Genomic DNA, 15,470 nt, shown 5'->3' with positions numbered 1-15,470 from the left:
CATGGAACTCAGAAAAGGAACCAGGAAAAACCATGTACATTGATTCAGAACAGCAACTCAGAAACATTTATGGCTTCCCGAAAAAGAGGTTTAAAGATAGGCAGCTGAGCTGCCTGGAAAAACATTCGATTAACTTTATTGAGCGCTCGCCATTTTTTCTAATGTCCACCTGCTCGCAATCTGGATCAGCTGACTGCTCGCCTCGTGGAGGCGAGCCTGGATTTGTCTCTATTCTGAGTGAAACATGCTTGGTTGTTCCTGATGCAAAAGGTAACAATCGCCTGGACAGCCTGGTCAATATTATCGAGACGGGCAGTGTGGGGTGTCTGTTTCTGATTCCCGGTGTTGACGAGACATTGCGAATTAATGGCTTTGCTCGGCTATCCAACGCACCCGAATATCTAGGCAGATTCCACGACGAAAGAAATCCGCCAAAGACTTGCATCGAGATAACGATAAAAGAGGTATTTTTACATTGCGCCAAGGCATTGATGCGCTCAAAGCTCTGGTCGCCCGATTCAAGGATTGACCGTTCAAAGCTACCCACGCTGGGGCAAATGGTGAATGACCAATTGTCCGTCGCCGAAGCACCGGAAAGCCAGGAGGATATGATTAAGCGGTTCGAGAAGGATCTGTAACAATTACCAACCTGCCATAACCTAAATTTCTGCCAGTACGGATCGCAGGTCAATATCATGTTCATCACTTCCGTCCAGCGCGAGCTCTGACTCCAGATGATGAAGGTGATGGCTCATCAGCGCCACTGCTTGGTCATTTTCACCGGACTTGAGGGCCTCTAGGATTGTGCGGTGTTCATCGTGCTGACACGTCGGCTCATCGTTCCGCTGATACAGAGCAACAATCAGCGAACTGCGCACCATCAGGTTATCAAGAATATCCGCAAGCACCCTATTTCCGCTTATGCGACCAAGCAGGCGGTGGAAACTACTCAGCTCGCGCACAATCGCCCGCCTATCGGTACTATCGGTGGCCGCTTTTTCGGCCGCCATGTGGGACGATACATTCTGCTCGAATTTTCGCATCAGCTCCGGCGTTATCGACCCGACGACAGCACCTTCAATGGCCCGGCGAGCCACAAAAATTTCTCTTGCTTCCTGGGCCGAGGGCTGACTCACGTGAGCACCCCGATTTGGCTCAATGGTGACAATCTTGTTCAGCGCGAGACGTTGAAGCGCAGCCTGGACGTGGTTTCGGTTTGCCCGCAGGGAATCGACAATCTGAGCCTCTACCAGCCGGGTGCCCGGTGGCAACAGGTGCTGTGCAATAGCGCGCGATAAAGATTCGATAACGCGTTCAACTTCTTTCTGCTTGTTGGTTCGTGTGTATGCGCCCATTTTTTCTCTGTTAAACAATGCGTTTCGCGGCAATTCAAGGTGGCTCTTCCACTTAATAGCTAGCAATTTTAACGGTTTATTATCTCCCTGGCGGAGTTGGGAAGCAAACTGTTCAAACCGTGGCTTTCTATCGGTGCATTCTTGCTCCGTCTTAGTGCGGAAAGCAAGAAAAGGCCTAGCCCAATAACCACAGACATGGTTGAACGTTTTTTAAAAAAATAAACCTTAATTAATTGAATTATATAGTTTTTAAAATTTAAAACTGAGTTCCTTCAGGGTTGGTTCATTGATTGCATGCAATTTTTTGTTATTTAACTGTCAGGAGCATGCAGCATGGATCGTCGACACTTTCTAAAGGGCGTCACTTCACTCTCTGTAGGGGCAAGCATTCTCCCCCTTTTCAAGGTTCTTCCGGCCGCGGCTGCTAGCCAGAAAACAGCGGTTGTGGTAATCGGCGGGACCATCAACAGTCTGGACATTCACCGCAGCGGCACCAACCGCGCCAGCTATCAGGTGGCAATCAACTGCTATGACCGACTGGTATCCTTTGGCACTAAAACAATGCCGGACGGCTCGCTGAGCTATGATTTTGATAATGTTCAGCCAGAACTCGCCGAATCCTGGAAGATCAGCGAAGACCGGACCGTAATGACCTTCAAGGTCCGTAAAGACGCGACCTTCTGGGACGGTAAGCCGGTGACCGCGCACGATGTAAAGTGGTCCCTGGACCGCGCAGTTTCTCTGGGCGGTTTTCCTACGGTACAAATGAAGGCCGGAAGGCTATCGTCGCCAGAGCAGTTTGAAGTCGTTGACGACCAAACCTTCCGCATAACCCTGCCTTTCCCTTCCAAGCTCGCGCTGCCTGACCTGGCCACGCCTATCCCCATCATCATCAATTCGGAAGTAGCCAAAGCCAACGCCACTGATGACGACCCCTGGGCCACCGAGTACCTACATCGTAACCCCGCCGGATCCGGCGCCTATAGGATTGCCCGATGGGATGCCGGTGAACAGCTGGTTTACGAGCGCAATGACAACTGGCTTAACGGAGATGTGCCCGGATTCAAACGCGTCATAATGCGGGAAGTGCCGGCTCAGTCAACACGCCGCGCCCTGATTGAACGAGGCAGCGTGAGTGCATCCCACAACATTCCCAACAAGGATGCGAAGGAGTTGGCTGATAAACCGGGAGTGAAGGTGATCAGCACGCCCATCGAAAACTGTATTTACTCTCTTTGCACAAATCTGGAGTTCGAGCCTTTCAAGGATAAACGGGTCCGCCAGGCCGTTGCATGGTCCGTTCCCTATCAGAAGATCTTCGAGCAGGCCGCCTATGAGCAGGGCGTTCCAATGTGGGGAGGCACTGACACGGTGGACAAAATCGCCTGGCCCCAGAAGTCTCCTTATTCCCAGAACCTGGAAAAAGCGAAAGCCCTTCTGGCCGAAGCCGGCTATGAGGACGGTTTTGATGTACCACTTTCATTCAATTTGTCCAATGCCGACTGGGCAGAACCAGCAGCGCTGCTGATCCAGCAGGGGCTGGCTGATATTGGCATCCGCGCCACTATCGAAAAAATCCCCGGCGCCAACTGGCGCACCATTGCTCTGGTCGAGAAGAAGCTGCCACTTCACCTTGAGAACTTTGGCGGCTGGCTCAACACCCCGGACTATTACTTCTACTGGGCCTACATCAAGGGCAACCTGTTCAACTCCTACAACTACGACGACCCCGAGATGGCCCGGCTGGTGGACGAGACCCTGGATATGGCCATGGACAACCCGGAGTACGCTCCCAATGTGAAGCGCATGATCGAGCTGGCGTTTGAGGACATTCCGCGGATTCCGCTCTGGCAGCCAACCCTGAACGTTGCCTTCACCGACTCTGTGGCCGGCTACGAATACTGGTTCCATCGCCAGATGGACATTCGCGCATTGAAGCCGGTTTAGGGGGCAGACACTGTGTCGCCAATCTGGCTGAAAGTACGCAAGGTGGCGCTGCGCCTTCTTGAGGCGCTGCCCACCGTGTTCGGTATTCTGGTGGTCTGCTTTCTGCTGACACGCGCACTGCCGGGTGATCCGGCCGCCTATTTCGCCGGCCCCATGGCAGACCAGGCCTCCATCGAGGAGGTGCGTCGTAACCTGGGGCTAGACCAGCCCCTTCCGGTCCAGTTCCTGACCTACGTGAAGGATCTGGCGCAGGGTGATCTGGGCGTGGCCGTATCCACTGGCCAGCCGGTAGTTTCGGAGCTGGCCAATCGGCTGCCGGCATCGCTGGAGCTGACCCTCGGTGCCTTGCTACTGTCGTTTATCATTGCAGTACCTCTGGGGGTTCTGGCCGCCACACGGCCCAATACCTGGATCGACCATATCTGTCGTTTTCTGGTGACCGCAGGGGTCTCCCTGCCAACCTTCTTCACTGGTCTGGCCCTGATGTACGTATTCTATTACCTGCTTGACTGGGCCCCACCCCCGATGGGGCGACTGGATATGATGTATCTGCCGCCGGACTCGGTGACAGGCTTCCTGACCATCGACGCCATCATTGCGGGTGAATGGGAGGTGTTGAGGGCCGCCCTAGCTCAACTCGCCCTGCCACTGATTACTCTTGCCCTTTTTACCCTGGCGCCAATTGCCCGCATGACACGGGCCGCCATGCTGCAAACCCTGGGCAGCGATTTCGTTCGCACCGCCCGGGCAGCGGGGCTGAGTGGCCGCCGGGTACTGGTGACCTACGCTTTCCGCAATGCCTTGTTGCCCGTGGTGACCACCCTGGGGATGGTATTTTCCTTCGTTCTCGGCGCCAATGTGCTGGTAGAGAAGGTGTTTGCCTGGCCGGGAATTGGCTCATTTGCAGTCGAGGCCCTGGTGGTATCCGATTACGCTGCTGTCCAGGGCTTCGTGCTGTCCATGGCGCTGCTATTTGTGGCCCTTAACCTGTTGATCGATGTGATCTACACCATGATCGACCCTCGCGTCGGCGAGGATGCCTGAGATGAATAGCGCAAATACTGCAGCATCTGCCCAGCTCCAGGGGCCGCCCCGCACCAGTTACTGGCAGCATCTGCGCCATGTCGCCTCGGAAAATCCGGTTACCGGAATGGCCTTTGGTCTGTTCGCCCTGTTTATAGGCATGGCAATTTTCGGTCCCTATCTGGTGCCTTATGACCCATTGAATACGGGCGTCGGCCCGGCGTTACAGCCACCCAGCGCCGCGCACTGGTTTGGCACCGACCAACTGGGTCGCGACGTGTTTTCCCGGGTTGTGGTCGCGACACGGCTGGACTTGCTGATTTCCGTCTCGGCCGTGGCCATCTCCTTCGTTCTGGGTTCCATCATGGGATCCTTTGCCGGTTACTTCGGCGGCTGGACTGACCGCATCACGGGTCGACTGGTGGATACCATCATGGCGTTCCCACTTTTTGTTCTCGCAATGGGTATCGTGGCCGCCGCCGGCAACACCGTCGAAAACATTGTCTACGCCACCGCAATCATCAATCTGCCGTTCTACGCCCGCATGGCAAGGGCGGAGGTCAGCATTCGCCGCAACGCGGGCTTTGTGCAGGCAGCAAGACTGTCCGGTAACTCCGAGCTCCGGGTGCTGTTCGGCCACATTTTCCCCAACACGCTGCCGCCAATGATGGTACAGATTTCCCTGAACATGGGCTGGGCCATCCTAAACGCTGCAGGTCTCTCGTTCATCGGCCTCGGTGTTCAGCCCCCGGCCCCGGAATGGGGAATCATGGTAGCCGAGGGCGCCAACTTCATTATTTCCGGAGAATGGTGGCTGGTGATCTTCCCGGGTATGGCGCTGATGCTGGCGGTGTTTACTTTCAATCTGATCGGCGATGGTCTGCGGGATCTGGTTGATCCCCAGCGCCGCACCTGAGGAGTTCGCCATGAGTGTGCCGCTGCTGGATATACAGCATCTGAGTGTGGACTTCGTCACCCGCAAAGGGGCCGTGCGGGCAATCGACGATATTTCCGTCGCTGTCGACAAGGGTGAAACCCTGGGTATTGTCGGCGAATCCGGCTCTGGCAAATCGGTAACCTCCTATGCGGTGATGCGAATCCTGGATCGGGCGGGCCATATCGCCGGTGGCAAAATCACCTATGGCGGCATGCCACTGCACAAGGCACGTGAGAAGGACATGCGGGATATTCGCGGTCGCGAGATCTCGATGATTTTCCAGAATCCCCGCGCAGCCCTTAACCCTATACGTCGTATCGGGCAACAGGTAGCAGATGTGCTGAAGGAGCACAATCAGGCCACGCGGAGTAACGCCCGGGAAAAGGCCATCGAGATGCTTAAGGCCGTGAAAATCCGCGAACCGGAGCAGCGGTACGACGCCTATCCCTTTGAGCTTTCCGGCGGCATGTGCCAGCGGGTGGTAATTGCCATCGCGCTGGCCTGCCGGCCACGTTTGTTAATTGCGGACGAGCCCACAACCGGTCTCGATGTCACCACCCAGAAAGCGGTGATGGACCTGATTGTTGAACTCACCCGCGAATACAAGATGTCCACCGTTCTGATCACCCATGATCTGGGACTGGCAGCAGCTTACTGTGACCGACTGGTGGTCATGCAAAGCGGCAAGATCATTGAAGCCAACGGTTCCGCCGAGTTGTTCCACCATCCCCGGGAAACCTATACCCGACAACTGCTTCAGGCGACGCCACACCGGGATTCCCGGATAAGGGATCTACTGACGCCCGAGGCCCGGGCCAAAGCCATGAGGCTGCCGGAAGAACATGCGCTCGGTGAGCCGATTCTCAACGTTCAAAACCTGCGCAAACAGTTCGGCAAACCCGACTCCGAAAGCGCCCATATTGCGGTCAAGAACCTTTCGTTCGAAATTCGCGAGGGTGAGAGCCTCGGCCTGGTGGGTGAAAGCGGCTGCGGAAAATCTACCACCTCTGCCATGATTATGCGCTTGCTCGACACCAGCGGCGGGGTCATCGAATTTCTGGGCGAGGACATAGCGCCAGTATCCGCCTCAAAGTTTGCCAGCCACACGCTGCGCGGCAAACTGCAGATGGTATTCCAGGACCCCACCGACAGCCTGAATCCCCGCTGGAGCGCTGCCCAGTCTATCGGTGACCCGATTCACCGCCTGACGCCGCAGGTGAGCCGCAAGGAGCGAGAGCAGAGAGTGATCGAACTGGCCGGCTTGGTTGGCTTGCCAGTGCACCTTCTGGACCGTTTTCCCCACCAGTTGTCGGGTGGTCAGAAAGCCCGTGTTGGCATTGCCCGGGCCATCGCACTGGAACCGAAATTGCTAATTCTCGATGAACCCACGGCCGCACTGGACGTTTCGGTTCAGGCAGTGGTGCTGAACCTGCTGGAAGACCTCAAACACCGTCTCAACATGAGCTATCTGTTCATCAGCCATGACCTTAACGTGGTGCGCCTGCTTTGTGGTCGCATCATGGTAATGCAGAACGGTATGGTAGTTGAGGAAGGTGACTCGGGCCAGCTGCTGGACAACCCGGCCACCGACTATACTCGCACTCTGTTGGCAGCTATTCCTCACCCACCTTCGCCTGGTGGCGTTGCAGAAAGAGGCCATGCATGACACAGACTCCGCTGCCCTACGAACGTGCCGGCAAGGGCAGTGTCGTGGACAGTATTGTTCAAAACCTGGCCGACGATATCGTCAGTGGCCGACTGATGCCCGGCACCAAGCTTGATGCCCGGAGTATGGCAGAGCGGTTTGGAGTATCACGAACCCCCATTCGGGAAACCTTTGGCCATCTCGCTGCCATGGGGCTGGTCACTCACCGTCCGAACCGCGGTGTCATCGTTGCGACTCTTTCTTTCCAGGCCCTCACTGACCTGTACGAGGCCATGTCAGAACTAGAAGCGGCCCTGGCGCGGCTGGCGGCCCTGCGCATGAACAAGCAACAAAGGGAAGTTCTGCTGCAGCTTCACCAGGAATCGCTGGATGTGCTGCGTGATGGTACCGTCGACGACTACAGCCGATATAACCATGAATTACACACATTAATCTTTGAGGGAGCTCAGAGCAGCCAGTTACAGCAACTCGCGGAAGCTACCCGTATGAGGCTCGCCCCGTTTCGACGGGCCCAGTTTCGAATGCCGAATCGTGTCAGCAAATCATGGGAAGAGCACGATGTCATTGTCCGGGCGATCCTCGCTGGGGATGCTGACGGAGTGGCCCGACTCATGCGGCAGCATCTCCAGACCGTTGGCACCATGTCGGCTGAGTTCGTGGCTGAAAACCAGCCACCAGAAAGAGGTTCCGATACGGGTTCCAGCCATGAAAGCTGAATCCCCAATCGGCGTAATATGCACGCCTGATCACCGTGCCACGGAGGCCGGCATGGAGATTCTTCGCGCGGGAGGCTCGGCTATTGATGCGGCCATGGCCGCTGGTGCTGTGTTGTCCGTTGTTTACCCCCACATGACTGGAATTGGGGGTGATGCCTTGTGGCTTCTCAGTGATCGCGGAAAGGTGGATACTCTGATGGGGCTCGGGCAAGCAGGGCACCGCCTGCCGGATACGGGAAGGATCGACGGTCGCGGTCCCGCATCAGCCGCCACAACTGCGGGCGCTCTGCGTGGCTGGTCCCTGGCCCATGACTGGAGCCGCGACCGTTGGGGTTCTACCATGACCTGGCCCGATTTGCTGGAACAGGCTGTGGCCTTTGCCCGTTATGGTTATGAAGTCTCAGAGTCACAGGCATTCTGGCAGCAACAGCGCCGTAGGCTGATTCGTGACCTGCCCGATCTCACCACTCTGTGCTGCGACGAGACGGGTGAATTACATCCAGAAGGTGCGCTGGTCACACGACCGTCCCTGGCGGAAACCCTGGCTCATCTCGCGCGCGCCGGCGTGGATGATTTTTACGACGGCGAGCTGGCCACCGCTCTGGCTGCAGGCTTTGAAAAACTTGGCAACGGCCTGATCCGGGACGATCTGAGTGCGACGCGGGCGTGGCACGCGCCTCCCTTAAGCATCCGTTACCGGGCCGGCATCCTTTATAATTTCCCGCCGCCGACACAGGGTTTGTATACGCTTAGCGCTCTCAATACCCTGAATCCAGTTGATCTTGCTGCATTGAAAAATGGAGGCGCTGACTACTTTCATTATCTGGTGGAATCTATAAAAGCCCAGCTCAAGCACCGTAATCGGGAACTCTGTGATCCAGTCGCAGGTAACCCGGATACCCAGCGACTGTTGAACCCTGCCCGGGCACTAACCGACTGCGCTGCCATTGATCTGGACAAAGCCGTGCCCTGGCAGGAAGAAGGCAGGCCTGCTGACACTGTTTGGCTTGGAGCCAGTGACAGCCAGGGCCGTACTGCCTGCCTGATGCAAAGCCTGTTTCATGACTTCGGTTCCGGCTGTCTGGTGGGTGATACTGGCATCCTCTGGCTCAACCGTGCTGCCGGGTTCAGCCCTGACCCAGCCCACAAGAATGCCTGGGCGCCTGGCCAACTTCCGGCCCATACCCTGAATCCATCCGCTTATCTCGCCGATGATGGCACGCAGTTCTATTTCGGAAGCCAGGGCGGCGATGGTCAGCCACAGACTCAGATGGTACTCGCGACGCAGTTGGTGGATTTCAACCAGCCTGTTGAAAAGGCATTGCATGCCCCCCGATTCTTGCAGGGCCGCAGCTTTTTTGGCAGCAACGAGAGCTTAAAACTTGAACAGAACATCGCGCCTGGAGTGGGGGAATCGCTGGCAGCGCGTGGCCACGATATCGAGTGGATTCCAAAGCTAAGCCCATTTACCGGTTTAGCCGGGGTCATTGCGATTCAGCCCGACGGCCGGCGGGAGGCTATGCACGACCCTCGTGGAGAAGGCACCGCACTGGCTCAGTGATCGTTATCTCTTGAACCAAACGAAGTAAGGGAAAATCATGGACATGATCATTGCCTGTTCCGCCCTGGGAATTGTGGCCGGCATATTGGCTGGCATGCTGGGTATAGGGGGTGGTGTGGTTATCGTGCCGGCGCTGGTTATGATTCTTTCGGCTCAGGATTTCCCCTCCGAATCTATTGTAATAACGGCCGTTGCCACTTCGCTGTGTACGATCATCTTCACGTCGATATCGGCAGCCCGTGCCCAGATCAAACGACAGGCTGTCGACTGGACTATATTCCGGCTGTGGGCGCCGGCCGTGGTGGCAGGCAGTTTCCTCAGTGGTTTTATCGCCGCGCGCCTGCCAGCTGCGGTGCTCGAAGTGGGTATTGCCTTGTTCCTGCTGGTGACCTCTATCATCATGCTGAGCCGTTGGGTGCCAGACCCTTCACGCGCCATGCCAGGGAACTCTGGCACCACAGGCCTGGGCCTGTTCAGCGGCACGCTGTCCGGACTGGCGGGTATCGGCGGCGGCAACGTGATGGTCCCGCTGATGGTCTTTTTTAACGTGCCCATACAGCGCGCGGTCGCTACGTCCAGCACGCTGGGTTTTCCGCTGGCACTGGTAGGCACCCTTGGATACGCCATCTCGGGTTGGGACGAGTCGGTGACGCCCTGGTCCCTTGGTTATATTTACTTACCAGCCGTGGCGCTGATTGCGACATTCACGGTACTCCTGGCGCCGGTAGGTGTGTCGCTCAGCCATCGAATACCGGCCCCCACACTGAAGCGATGTTTTGGTGGGCTGCTGCTGATGGTCGCCGGCAAAATGTTGTTCGATGCGTTGTCCCATCTGTGACCGAATGCTGCGATTTTCAATAGCGACTAATCCGGTCCACTACCAGGTAGTCATTGGTAAACATGAAAAGACAAAATCTCGACCATGTAGGACAAGGGATTTGAACAGATTAATATGCGTGTGAACATCGATGCCCTACAGAGCGCCTATAACGATAACAAGCTGACTCCCGCGAGGATTATGGCGGATATCCGCCAACGCTCGCAGCAGTACGCCGAGCATAACATCTGGATCTATCAGCTCAGCGCGGCCGAACAACAGCCCTATCTGGATGCTTTGGCCGACAAGCCTATGGCTGACTGTCCATTGTGGGGCATCCCCTTCGTGATCAGGAACAATATCGACCTGGCCGGAACTCCAACCACCGCAGGTTGCGAAGGCTTTAGTTACCCCGCCAGCTTCTTAGCAGGTGGTTCAGCAGTTGATCAATGCCGGCGCCATCCCTGTCGGAAAGGCCAACCTGGACCAGTTTGCCACAGGCCTTAACGGCACCCGCTCCCCCTGGGGTATCTGCAAGAGTGCTTCGATCCTGATTACATCAGCGGCGGCTCCGGTTCGGGCTCGGCAGTGGCCGTAGCGCTGGGGCTGGCCAGCCTCAGTCTGGTTGCCGACACCGCCGGCTCAGGCCGGGTACCTGCCTGTTTTAATAACCTGGTCGGTGTCATGCTGAGGCAGATCGTCCTTAATCTCGAACCAGGGAGCCTTGCTGCCCACAAAGATGTGGCGCTCGGCTTTTACTCCCGGGTCTGTATCCAGCGTTCCGAGGGGGAAACCAAAGATTTCGGGGGCTGCATCAAATTTCGTGTAAAGACTGGAACCGCAGTTCCCGCAAAAACCCTTGTGTTCCCCCGGCGAGGATTCATAGAACCTTATCAATTCCTGACCTTTTACAGTGTGCCAATCAGAAGACTGTACCTTTGCCCGTGTGCGGAAAGCTGAGGCATGGAGCTTTCGGCACATCGAGCAATGACAGTTCAGGACCTCTGTCAGCGGGCCGTTTATCTCGTATTGAATGCCTCCGCAAAGGCAGCTGCCAGTGTGTTTCATACCTTCACACTCCTTCGAGTCATCAGTCTTTCCAGAAAACCTTACTTGCTTCTTGTTCAGCGTCAATTCGAGACACACCAATATCTTTGAGCATGGAATCAGGAAGGCGTGAGAGCTGCTTCCGCGTCCGGTAGTTGATATACCAAAGTTTGATCCGGCGAATCAGGCGTTGCTTTGCATCGCTGGCGTGGTGTTTGGTTTTGCCCTGGACGATTGGGATGGATGTGGCTGACATGTGCAATCTCCGCTTCTGTTAAGTTCAGCCTAATGCTTTCGCCATTAAGCTGACTCCACAAACGGGTTAAAGCGTGCAATAATTAACTAAAAATTAACCGTAGGGCGCTCTTATGCAGGCGATGCCATCGCTTAGGGGTCTTCAAGTGTTTCGATACGCCGCCAGAGAGCTAAGTTTCAAAGCCGCTGCGGAAGCGTTAAATATCTCCAACGCCGCGGTAAGCACCCACATTCGAGGACTGGAAGACTTTCTGGGATTCAAACTGTTTGAAAGGCTCACTCGTGAAGTAAAACTGACATCTGAAGGAAGCCGGCTCTCGGGCTTCGTCGAGACTGGGTTTCAGGAGCTGGAACGAGGCATCGCCCAATTTACGCCCAATTCAGATCCCAAGAATCTTAAGGTATCGACTCTGCCATCCTTCGCAAATCGCTGGCTTATGCCAAAAATCAGCCAGTTTCAGGAAAAGCACCCGGAACTGAAGATCAGCATCATGCCGGGATTCAGCCTGGTCGACTTTCAGGGCGATGGCGTGGATCTGGCCATACGCTACGGCAGAGGGAATTACCCGGGACTCGAGACACGATTTTTGATGGCTGAGTCTCTGGTTGTTGTGTGCCACCCCTCACTCGTGGGTAACCGGAGAATCACTGCAGCCGATCTTGCTCACTTGCCCTGGTTAATCGATGAGTCGATAGATATGCACGGCTCATGGCTTGAGTTTCAGAAAGCCCTGGGCATCGACATCCCGGATCCCGCTGTAAAACTTTCTGTCAACGAAGCCTCGGCACAAGTGGAAGCGGTGTTGGCCGGCCGAGGCATCTCACTGGTTCGCCTGAGTCTTGTTGCCGACATGCTTGAGTCAGGTCTGTTGATCCGCCCACTGGATTTCTCGATGCCTGCCGAATTTCATTATTACCTGGTGGCACCCGAAGCCAAATTCAGAACGGACAAAGTGCGGGCATTTGTGTCTTGGATTTCAAACAGAGTACCCCGTCAATGAAGGGCTTGGTCGCCTACCTCAGCCAAGTTGCGCCCGTGTCAGAGGCGATGATGGAATTCGTAAAGACCAGCTTTCACCCTGAAACCCTGGAGAAAGGCAGTTTTTGCATTCGAGAAGGCGAATATGCTCAAGACATCGCGTTTATGGAGGAAGGAATCGTCAGAGCCTTTTACAATGATGAAAGTGGCAGGGATTACAACAAAAACTTTTTCCAAGGGCCCGCAATCATCGGCTCTTGCGTTGCGCCCATCAGCAAGGAAAAAACAGGTTGCCTAACAGGTATTTATCATTGTTGTGGAAGACAGCCTTTTTTGTCTGATTTTTGTCGTTTTCCTCTACCAAATCCGATCGAACCTGACACAACCCAGCGGGAACATGCCATGACTTCTGCCAGCGAGCTGGACTTGCTTTCAAAACCATTGACCCTTCCCTGTGGCGCGGTCTTGAAGAACAGAATGGTCAAATCGCCGATGTCTGACTCGCTCGGCGACGGGGCGGGAAACCCGACCCAAGAACAGGCGAGACTCTATGAGCGTTGGGCGAAAGGGGGCGCTGCGTTGTCTGTCATTGGTGAGGTGCAGGTAGATTCACGATTTCCTGAGAGACCGGGCAACCTGGTTCTAGGACCGGGTTTGAATAGAACGATGTTTCAGCATCTGGCCCAACGGGGCACTTCAAATGGCAATCATCTCTGGGCACAGCTTGGTCACGCCGGAGCGCTGTCCCATGCACCGATCAGTCAGCCAAAAGGACCGTCCGCCCTCGATTTGGAGGAACTAAAATGTAATGGGATGTCCGTTGCAGAGGTCGAGAATTTGCCTGACCGTTTTGCAAAAACGGCATCCACTGCGAAATCCGTTGGGTTCACAGGCGTGCAGATACACGCTGGCCACGGCTTTCTGCTCAGTCAGTTTCTGAGTCCACTGTTCAATCTTAGGGAGGATGAGTACGGGGGCTCGATAACTTCGCGGTGTCGGATCGTACTCGAGATAATTAACCGGGTTCGAGCCGCTGTTGGGCCTAGTTTTCCAATTGCAATTCGCATCAATTCGATGGATCAATTAGAAGGTGGCATGACTGAAACCGATGCTCTGGAAGTGGTCAGCCATCTGGACACAACCTCTACCGATCTCATCGATATTAGCGGTGGAACCTACTTCCCAGGGATGAAACCGATTCAGAACTATCGTGCCGGTGAGCCCTACTTTGAGGAATTTGCGCGGGCTGCGAAAAAGAAAACCAGCATTCCGTTGATGGTCACCGGTGGTTTCAAACGCCGTGCTCAGGCGCTTCAGGCACTAGAAAGCAACGGTGTTGATGTGATTGGGCTGGCACGAGCCATGGTGTTGGCCCCGGACCTGCCGCACGTTTGGTTGTCAGAGCACGGCCAGGATGTTGAGTTCCCCAGGTTCGAGTCTGCGCCACCAGGCGGGATCACCGCCTGGTACACCATGCGCCTGACTGCCATCGGTCAAGATCGGGAAGACGAAACCATGCTTGATCTTCCAACGGCAAACCGTCTCTACGAAGAGCGGGATGCGGAGCGCTGCAAATGCTGGAAAACAAGGTTTGGGGGTTAAGTCGAGGCCGGCAAATTTAATACGTGCCGAGGTTCGCTTTGAAAACAAAGCATCACTTTGTTCCATGGAATCAACGTTCGCTTTTGTTTAAAAGCTTGGACTTATCCTGGTGCCCTCGCCACTCCTGGCCTATGAGTGAACCTACTCTGGTTCAGACTCCCTTCACTGGCTCATCTCATCGCGGTAAAAAGGTCCGCTTTCCAATGGTTTCGACGTCATCACCGCAAAGCGGATCTTTTGCACCTATTTAAATTGATCCCAGTAAGGCGGATCGCCAAAGAATCCGTCGATAAAGTCGATAAAGCTCCGAACCTTGCTAGCTAACAGCTGGCGGTGTGCATAGACAGCGTAAAGCGCCAGGGGTTCGGGCTCATGGTCAGCCAGTATGACCTGCAGTTCTCCTTTCATGATGCCGTTGCCTGCGATAAAGGTAGGCTGCAGTGCAATGCCTGCACCGGCAGTGGCAGCTGCCACCAGCACATCGCCGTTATTGCTGATCATATCCCTGCTGTGGTTGCGCTCGCTGTGCTGAAGCTCGCGAAGCAGGGGCTGGCTGGCATCCAGATCCATATAGCTGTAGCTCAGGAAACGGTGGTCCCTCAGATCTTCGGGGCTTCGGGGTATGCCGTATCGGTTCAGGTAATCCGGCGACGCGCACATCACCACGCGCACCGGCGCGATCCGTTTGGCAATCAGTGAGGAGCTTTTCAGGTGACCGATCCGCAGCGCGATATCGAACCCTTCTTCCACGATGTCCACCTTGCGATCGCTCAGCTGCAGATCGATGCCCACGGCCGGGTGAGCCTGCTGGAACCGGCTCAGTAGCGTTGCCATGTGATGAATGGCGAAGGATGTAGGGGCGCTGATACGCAGCAGGCCACGAGCTTCGGTTTGCAGGTCACCGAGCTCGTTCTCGGTATCGTCGATGTCATTGAGAATCTGCTGGGCTCGCAGGTGGTAGCTTGCTCCCGCTTCGGTGAGATGGATTTTGCGGGTGGTGCGATTGAGCAGGCGTACACCCAGATGCTGTTCAAGCTGCGATACATATTTGCTCACCAGTTGCGGTGATAGCTCCAGCCGGTCGGCAGCGCGGGTGAAGGTGCCTTCATTCACTACAGTGACGAAGGCACGCATGGCATCAATTCGGTCCATGGAATCTCCAGGATTCAGGTCATTTTTATTATCAACACTTCATGAATAATAAAGCAACGTCGGCCATCTTAGTCTTTTTATTCGGTGATAGTACAGTAGTCACATCGCCTGGGGCCTGGCTTCAGGAACACACCCACAGAAGAAAATCGAGGTGACTATCATGAACACTCAATTTGCAAAGACATTGTTCCAGTCCAACCGCGGTATCGCCGCGCTGGTACTGCGGGTGCCGGTCGGAGTTGTTCTGGCCGCCCATGGTGCACAGAAACTCCTTGGCTGGTTCGGCGGGTACGGCCTGGAAGGAACCGGGAGGGTTGGCTGATGCTGGTTAACGGGATCTGGCAGGAAAACTGGCAACCGGTGCAGGCGAAAGATGCGGAGGGCCGGTTTATTCGCCAGACCTCCCCCTTTCG

At 55.5% G+C, this 15,470-nt stretch carries 16 protein-coding genes and 1 pseudogene; 13 read left to right on the top strand and 4 right to left on the bottom strand.

Annotated elements, in window-relative coordinates:
* Positions 1-32: 32 nt before the first annotated feature.
* Entirely contained in the window at positions 33-638 is a 606-nt protein-coding gene (locus tag VJ956_RS08615) for a pyridoxamine 5'-phosphate oxidase family protein (protein ID WP_324083835.1), read from the top strand.
* A 21-nt stretch (positions 639-659) separates the two neighbouring features.
* On the opposite strand, the gene VJ956_RS08610 is transcribed toward VJ956_RS08615, so the two are convergent.
* The gene (locus tag VJ956_RS08610; protein WP_324083833.1) at positions 660-1,355 is read right to left on the bottom strand and encodes a GntR family transcriptional regulator; all 696 of its coding nucleotides are present in this window, start codon (positions 1,353-1,355) and stop codon (positions 660-662) included.
* Between the two features lie 333 nt (positions 1,356-1,688).
* Between VJ956_RS08610 and VJ956_RS08605 the strand changes: the two genes are divergently transcribed.
* The 9 genes from VJ956_RS08605 to VJ956_RS16345 all read left to right on the top strand — a co-directional run bounded on the left by VJ956_RS08605 (position 1,689) and on the right by VJ956_RS16345 (position 10,620).
* Entirely contained in the window at positions 1,689-3,302 is a 1,614-nt protein-coding gene (locus VJ956_RS08605; RefSeq protein ID WP_324083831.1) for an ABC transporter substrate-binding protein, read from the top strand.
* Between the two features lie 12 nt (positions 3,303-3,314).
* Complete coding sequence (locus VJ956_RS08600; RefSeq protein ID WP_324083829.1) at positions 3,315-4,346, top strand: ABC transporter permease; 1,032 nt, start codon at positions 3,315-3,317, stop codon at positions 4,344-4,346.
* A 1-nt stretch (position 4,347) separates the two neighbouring features.
* Positions 4,348-5,241 carry an ABC transporter permease gene (locus VJ956_RS08595; protein WP_324083827.1) on the top strand — a complete coding sequence of 298 codons (894 nt, stop codon included), beginning with the start codon at positions 4,348-4,350 and terminating at the stop codon, positions 5,239-5,241.
* A 10-nt stretch (positions 5,242-5,251) separates the two neighbouring features.
* Positions 5,252-6,928, top strand: coding sequence for an ABC transporter ATP-binding protein (locus tag VJ956_RS08590; protein WP_324083824.1), 1,677 nt, complete (start codon positions 5,252-5,254; stop codon positions 6,926-6,928).
* Positions 6,925-7,644, top strand: a complete 720-nt coding sequence (locus VJ956_RS08585; RefSeq protein ID WP_324083823.1) for a GntR family transcriptional regulator — start codon at positions 6,925-6,927, stop codon at positions 7,642-7,644. The genes VJ956_RS08590 and VJ956_RS08585 overlap by 4 nt, the downstream gene beginning before the upstream one ends.
* A 52-nt stretch (positions 7,645-7,696) precedes the next feature.
* The gene (locus VJ956_RS08580; protein WP_324083821.1) at positions 7,697-9,205 is read left to right on the top strand and encodes a gamma-glutamyltransferase family protein; all 1,509 of its coding nucleotides are present in this window, start codon (positions 7,697-7,699) and stop codon (positions 9,203-9,205) included.
* A 37-nt stretch (positions 9,206-9,242) separates the two neighbouring features.
* Positions 9,243-10,043, top strand: a complete 801-nt coding sequence (locus VJ956_RS08575; protein WP_324083819.1) for a sulfite exporter TauE/SafE family protein — start codon at positions 9,243-9,245, stop codon at positions 10,041-10,043.
* A gap of 114 nt (positions 10,044-10,157) precedes the next feature.
* Positions 10,158-10,529, top strand: coding sequence for a hypothetical protein (locus VJ956_RS08570; protein ID WP_324083817.1), 372 nt, complete (start codon positions 10,158-10,160; stop codon positions 10,527-10,529).
* On the top strand, positions 10,453-10,620 hold the full coding sequence (locus VJ956_RS16345; RefSeq protein ID WP_414674410.1) for a hypothetical protein: 168 nt from the start codon (positions 10,453-10,455) through the stop codon (positions 10,618-10,620). The genes VJ956_RS08570 and VJ956_RS16345 overlap by 77 nt, the downstream gene beginning before the upstream one ends.
* Before the next feature lie 44 nt (positions 10,621-10,664).
* Here the strand turns inward: VJ956_RS16345 and VJ956_RS08565 are convergent, their stop codons facing one another.
* Together VJ956_RS08565 and VJ956_RS08560 are read right to left on the bottom strand one after the other, a co-directional pair.
* Positions 10,665-11,090, bottom strand: coding sequence for a GFA family protein (locus tag VJ956_RS08565; RefSeq protein WP_324083814.1), 426 nt, complete (start codon positions 11,088-11,090; stop codon positions 10,665-10,667).
* 22 nt (positions 11,091-11,112) lie between these two features.
* Complete coding sequence (locus VJ956_RS08560; protein ID WP_324083812.1) at positions 11,113-11,325, bottom strand: DUF1127 domain-containing protein; 213 nt, start codon at positions 11,323-11,325, stop codon at positions 11,113-11,115.
* Positions 11,326-11,437: 112 nt separating this feature from the next.
* Here VJ956_RS08560 and VJ956_RS08555 point away from each other — a divergent pair, with 112 nt between their 5' ends.
* Both VJ956_RS08555 and VJ956_RS08550 read left to right on the top strand, forming a co-directional pair.
* The gene (locus VJ956_RS08555; protein ID WP_324083811.1) at positions 11,438-12,325 is read left to right on the top strand and encodes a LysR substrate-binding domain-containing protein; all 888 of its coding nucleotides are present in this window, start codon (positions 11,438-11,440) and stop codon (positions 12,323-12,325) included.
* Entirely contained in the window at positions 12,322-13,905 is a 1,584-nt protein-coding gene (locus VJ956_RS08550; protein WP_324083809.1) for a hypothetical protein, read from the top strand. The genes VJ956_RS08555 and VJ956_RS08550 overlap by 4 nt, the downstream gene beginning before the upstream one ends.
* Positions 13,906-14,148: 243 nt before the next feature.
* Here VJ956_RS08550 and VJ956_RS08545 read toward each other — a convergent pair whose 3' ends face one another.
* Positions 14,149-15,057 carry a LysR family transcriptional regulator gene (locus VJ956_RS08545; RefSeq protein ID WP_324083806.1) on the bottom strand — a complete coding sequence of 303 codons (909 nt, stop codon included), beginning with the start codon at positions 15,055-15,057 and terminating at the stop codon, positions 14,149-14,151.
* A gap of 160 nt (positions 15,058-15,217) precedes the next feature.
* Between VJ956_RS08545 and VJ956_RS08540 the strand changes: the two are divergent.
* Positions 15,218-15,370 (top strand): annotated as a pseudogene (locus tag VJ956_RS08540) (DoxD-like family protein); the annotation flags it as partial.
* Positions 15,371-15,470: the final 100 nt, after the last annotated feature.

Origin of the sequence: Marinobacter sp. (genome assembly GCF_035268745.1) — a bacterium.
GTDB lineage: Bacteria > Pseudomonadota > Gammaproteobacteria > Pseudomonadales > Oleiphilaceae > Marinobacter.
This window is presented reverse-complemented; position numbering and strand designations above follow the sequence as displayed.

Bases quoted from the DNA above. Each gene is read 5' to 3' on its own strand.
- VJ956_RS08595 (WP_324083827.1), top strand. From the start codon at position 4,348: ATGAATAGCGCAAATACTGCAGCATCTGCCCAGCTCCAGGGGCCGCCC.
- VJ956_RS08610 (WP_324083833.1), bottom strand. From the start codon at position 1,355: ATGGGCGCATACACACGAACCAACAAGCAGAAAGAAGTTGAACGCGTT.
- VJ956_RS08605 (WP_324083831.1), top strand. From the start codon at position 1,689: ATGGATCGTCGACACTTTCTAAAGGGCGTCACTTCACTCTCTGTAGGG.
- VJ956_RS08550 (WP_324083809.1), top strand. From the start codon at position 12,322: ATGAAGGGCTTGGTCGCCTACCTCAGCCAAGTTGCGCCCGTGTCAGAG.
- VJ956_RS08590 (WP_324083824.1), top strand. From the start codon at position 5,252: ATGAGTGTGCCGCTGCTGGATATACAGCATCTGAGTGTGGACTTCGTC.
- VJ956_RS08585 (WP_324083823.1), top strand. From the start codon at position 6,925: ATGACACAGACTCCGCTGCCCTACGAACGTGCCGGCAAGGGCAGTGTC.
- VJ956_RS08560 (WP_324083812.1), bottom strand. From the start codon at position 11,325: ATGTCAGCCACATCCATCCCAATCGTCCAGGGCAAAACCAAACACCAC.
- VJ956_RS08555 (WP_324083811.1), top strand. From the start codon at position 11,438: ATGCAGGCGATGCCATCGCTTAGGGGTCTTCAAGTGTTTCGATACGCC.
- VJ956_RS08570 (WP_324083817.1), top strand. From the start codon at position 10,158: ATGCGTGTGAACATCGATGCCCTACAGAGCGCCTATAACGATAACAAG.
- VJ956_RS08615 (WP_324083835.1), top strand. From the start codon at position 33: ATGTACATTGATTCAGAACAGCAACTCAGAAACATTTATGGCTTCCCG.
- VJ956_RS08575 (WP_324083819.1), top strand. From the start codon at position 9,243: ATGGACATGATCATTGCCTGTTCCGCCCTGGGAATTGTGGCCGGCATA.
- VJ956_RS08545 (WP_324083806.1), bottom strand. From the start codon at position 15,057: ATGGACCGAATTGATGCCATGCGTGCCTTCGTCACTGTAGTGAATGAA.
- VJ956_RS08580 (WP_324083821.1), top strand. From the start codon at position 7,697: ATGGAGATTCTTCGCGCGGGAGGCTCGGCTATTGATGCGGCCATGGCC.
- VJ956_RS08565 (WP_324083814.1), bottom strand. From the start codon at position 11,090: ATGAAACACACTGGCAGCTGCCTTTGCGGAGGCATTCAATACGAGATA.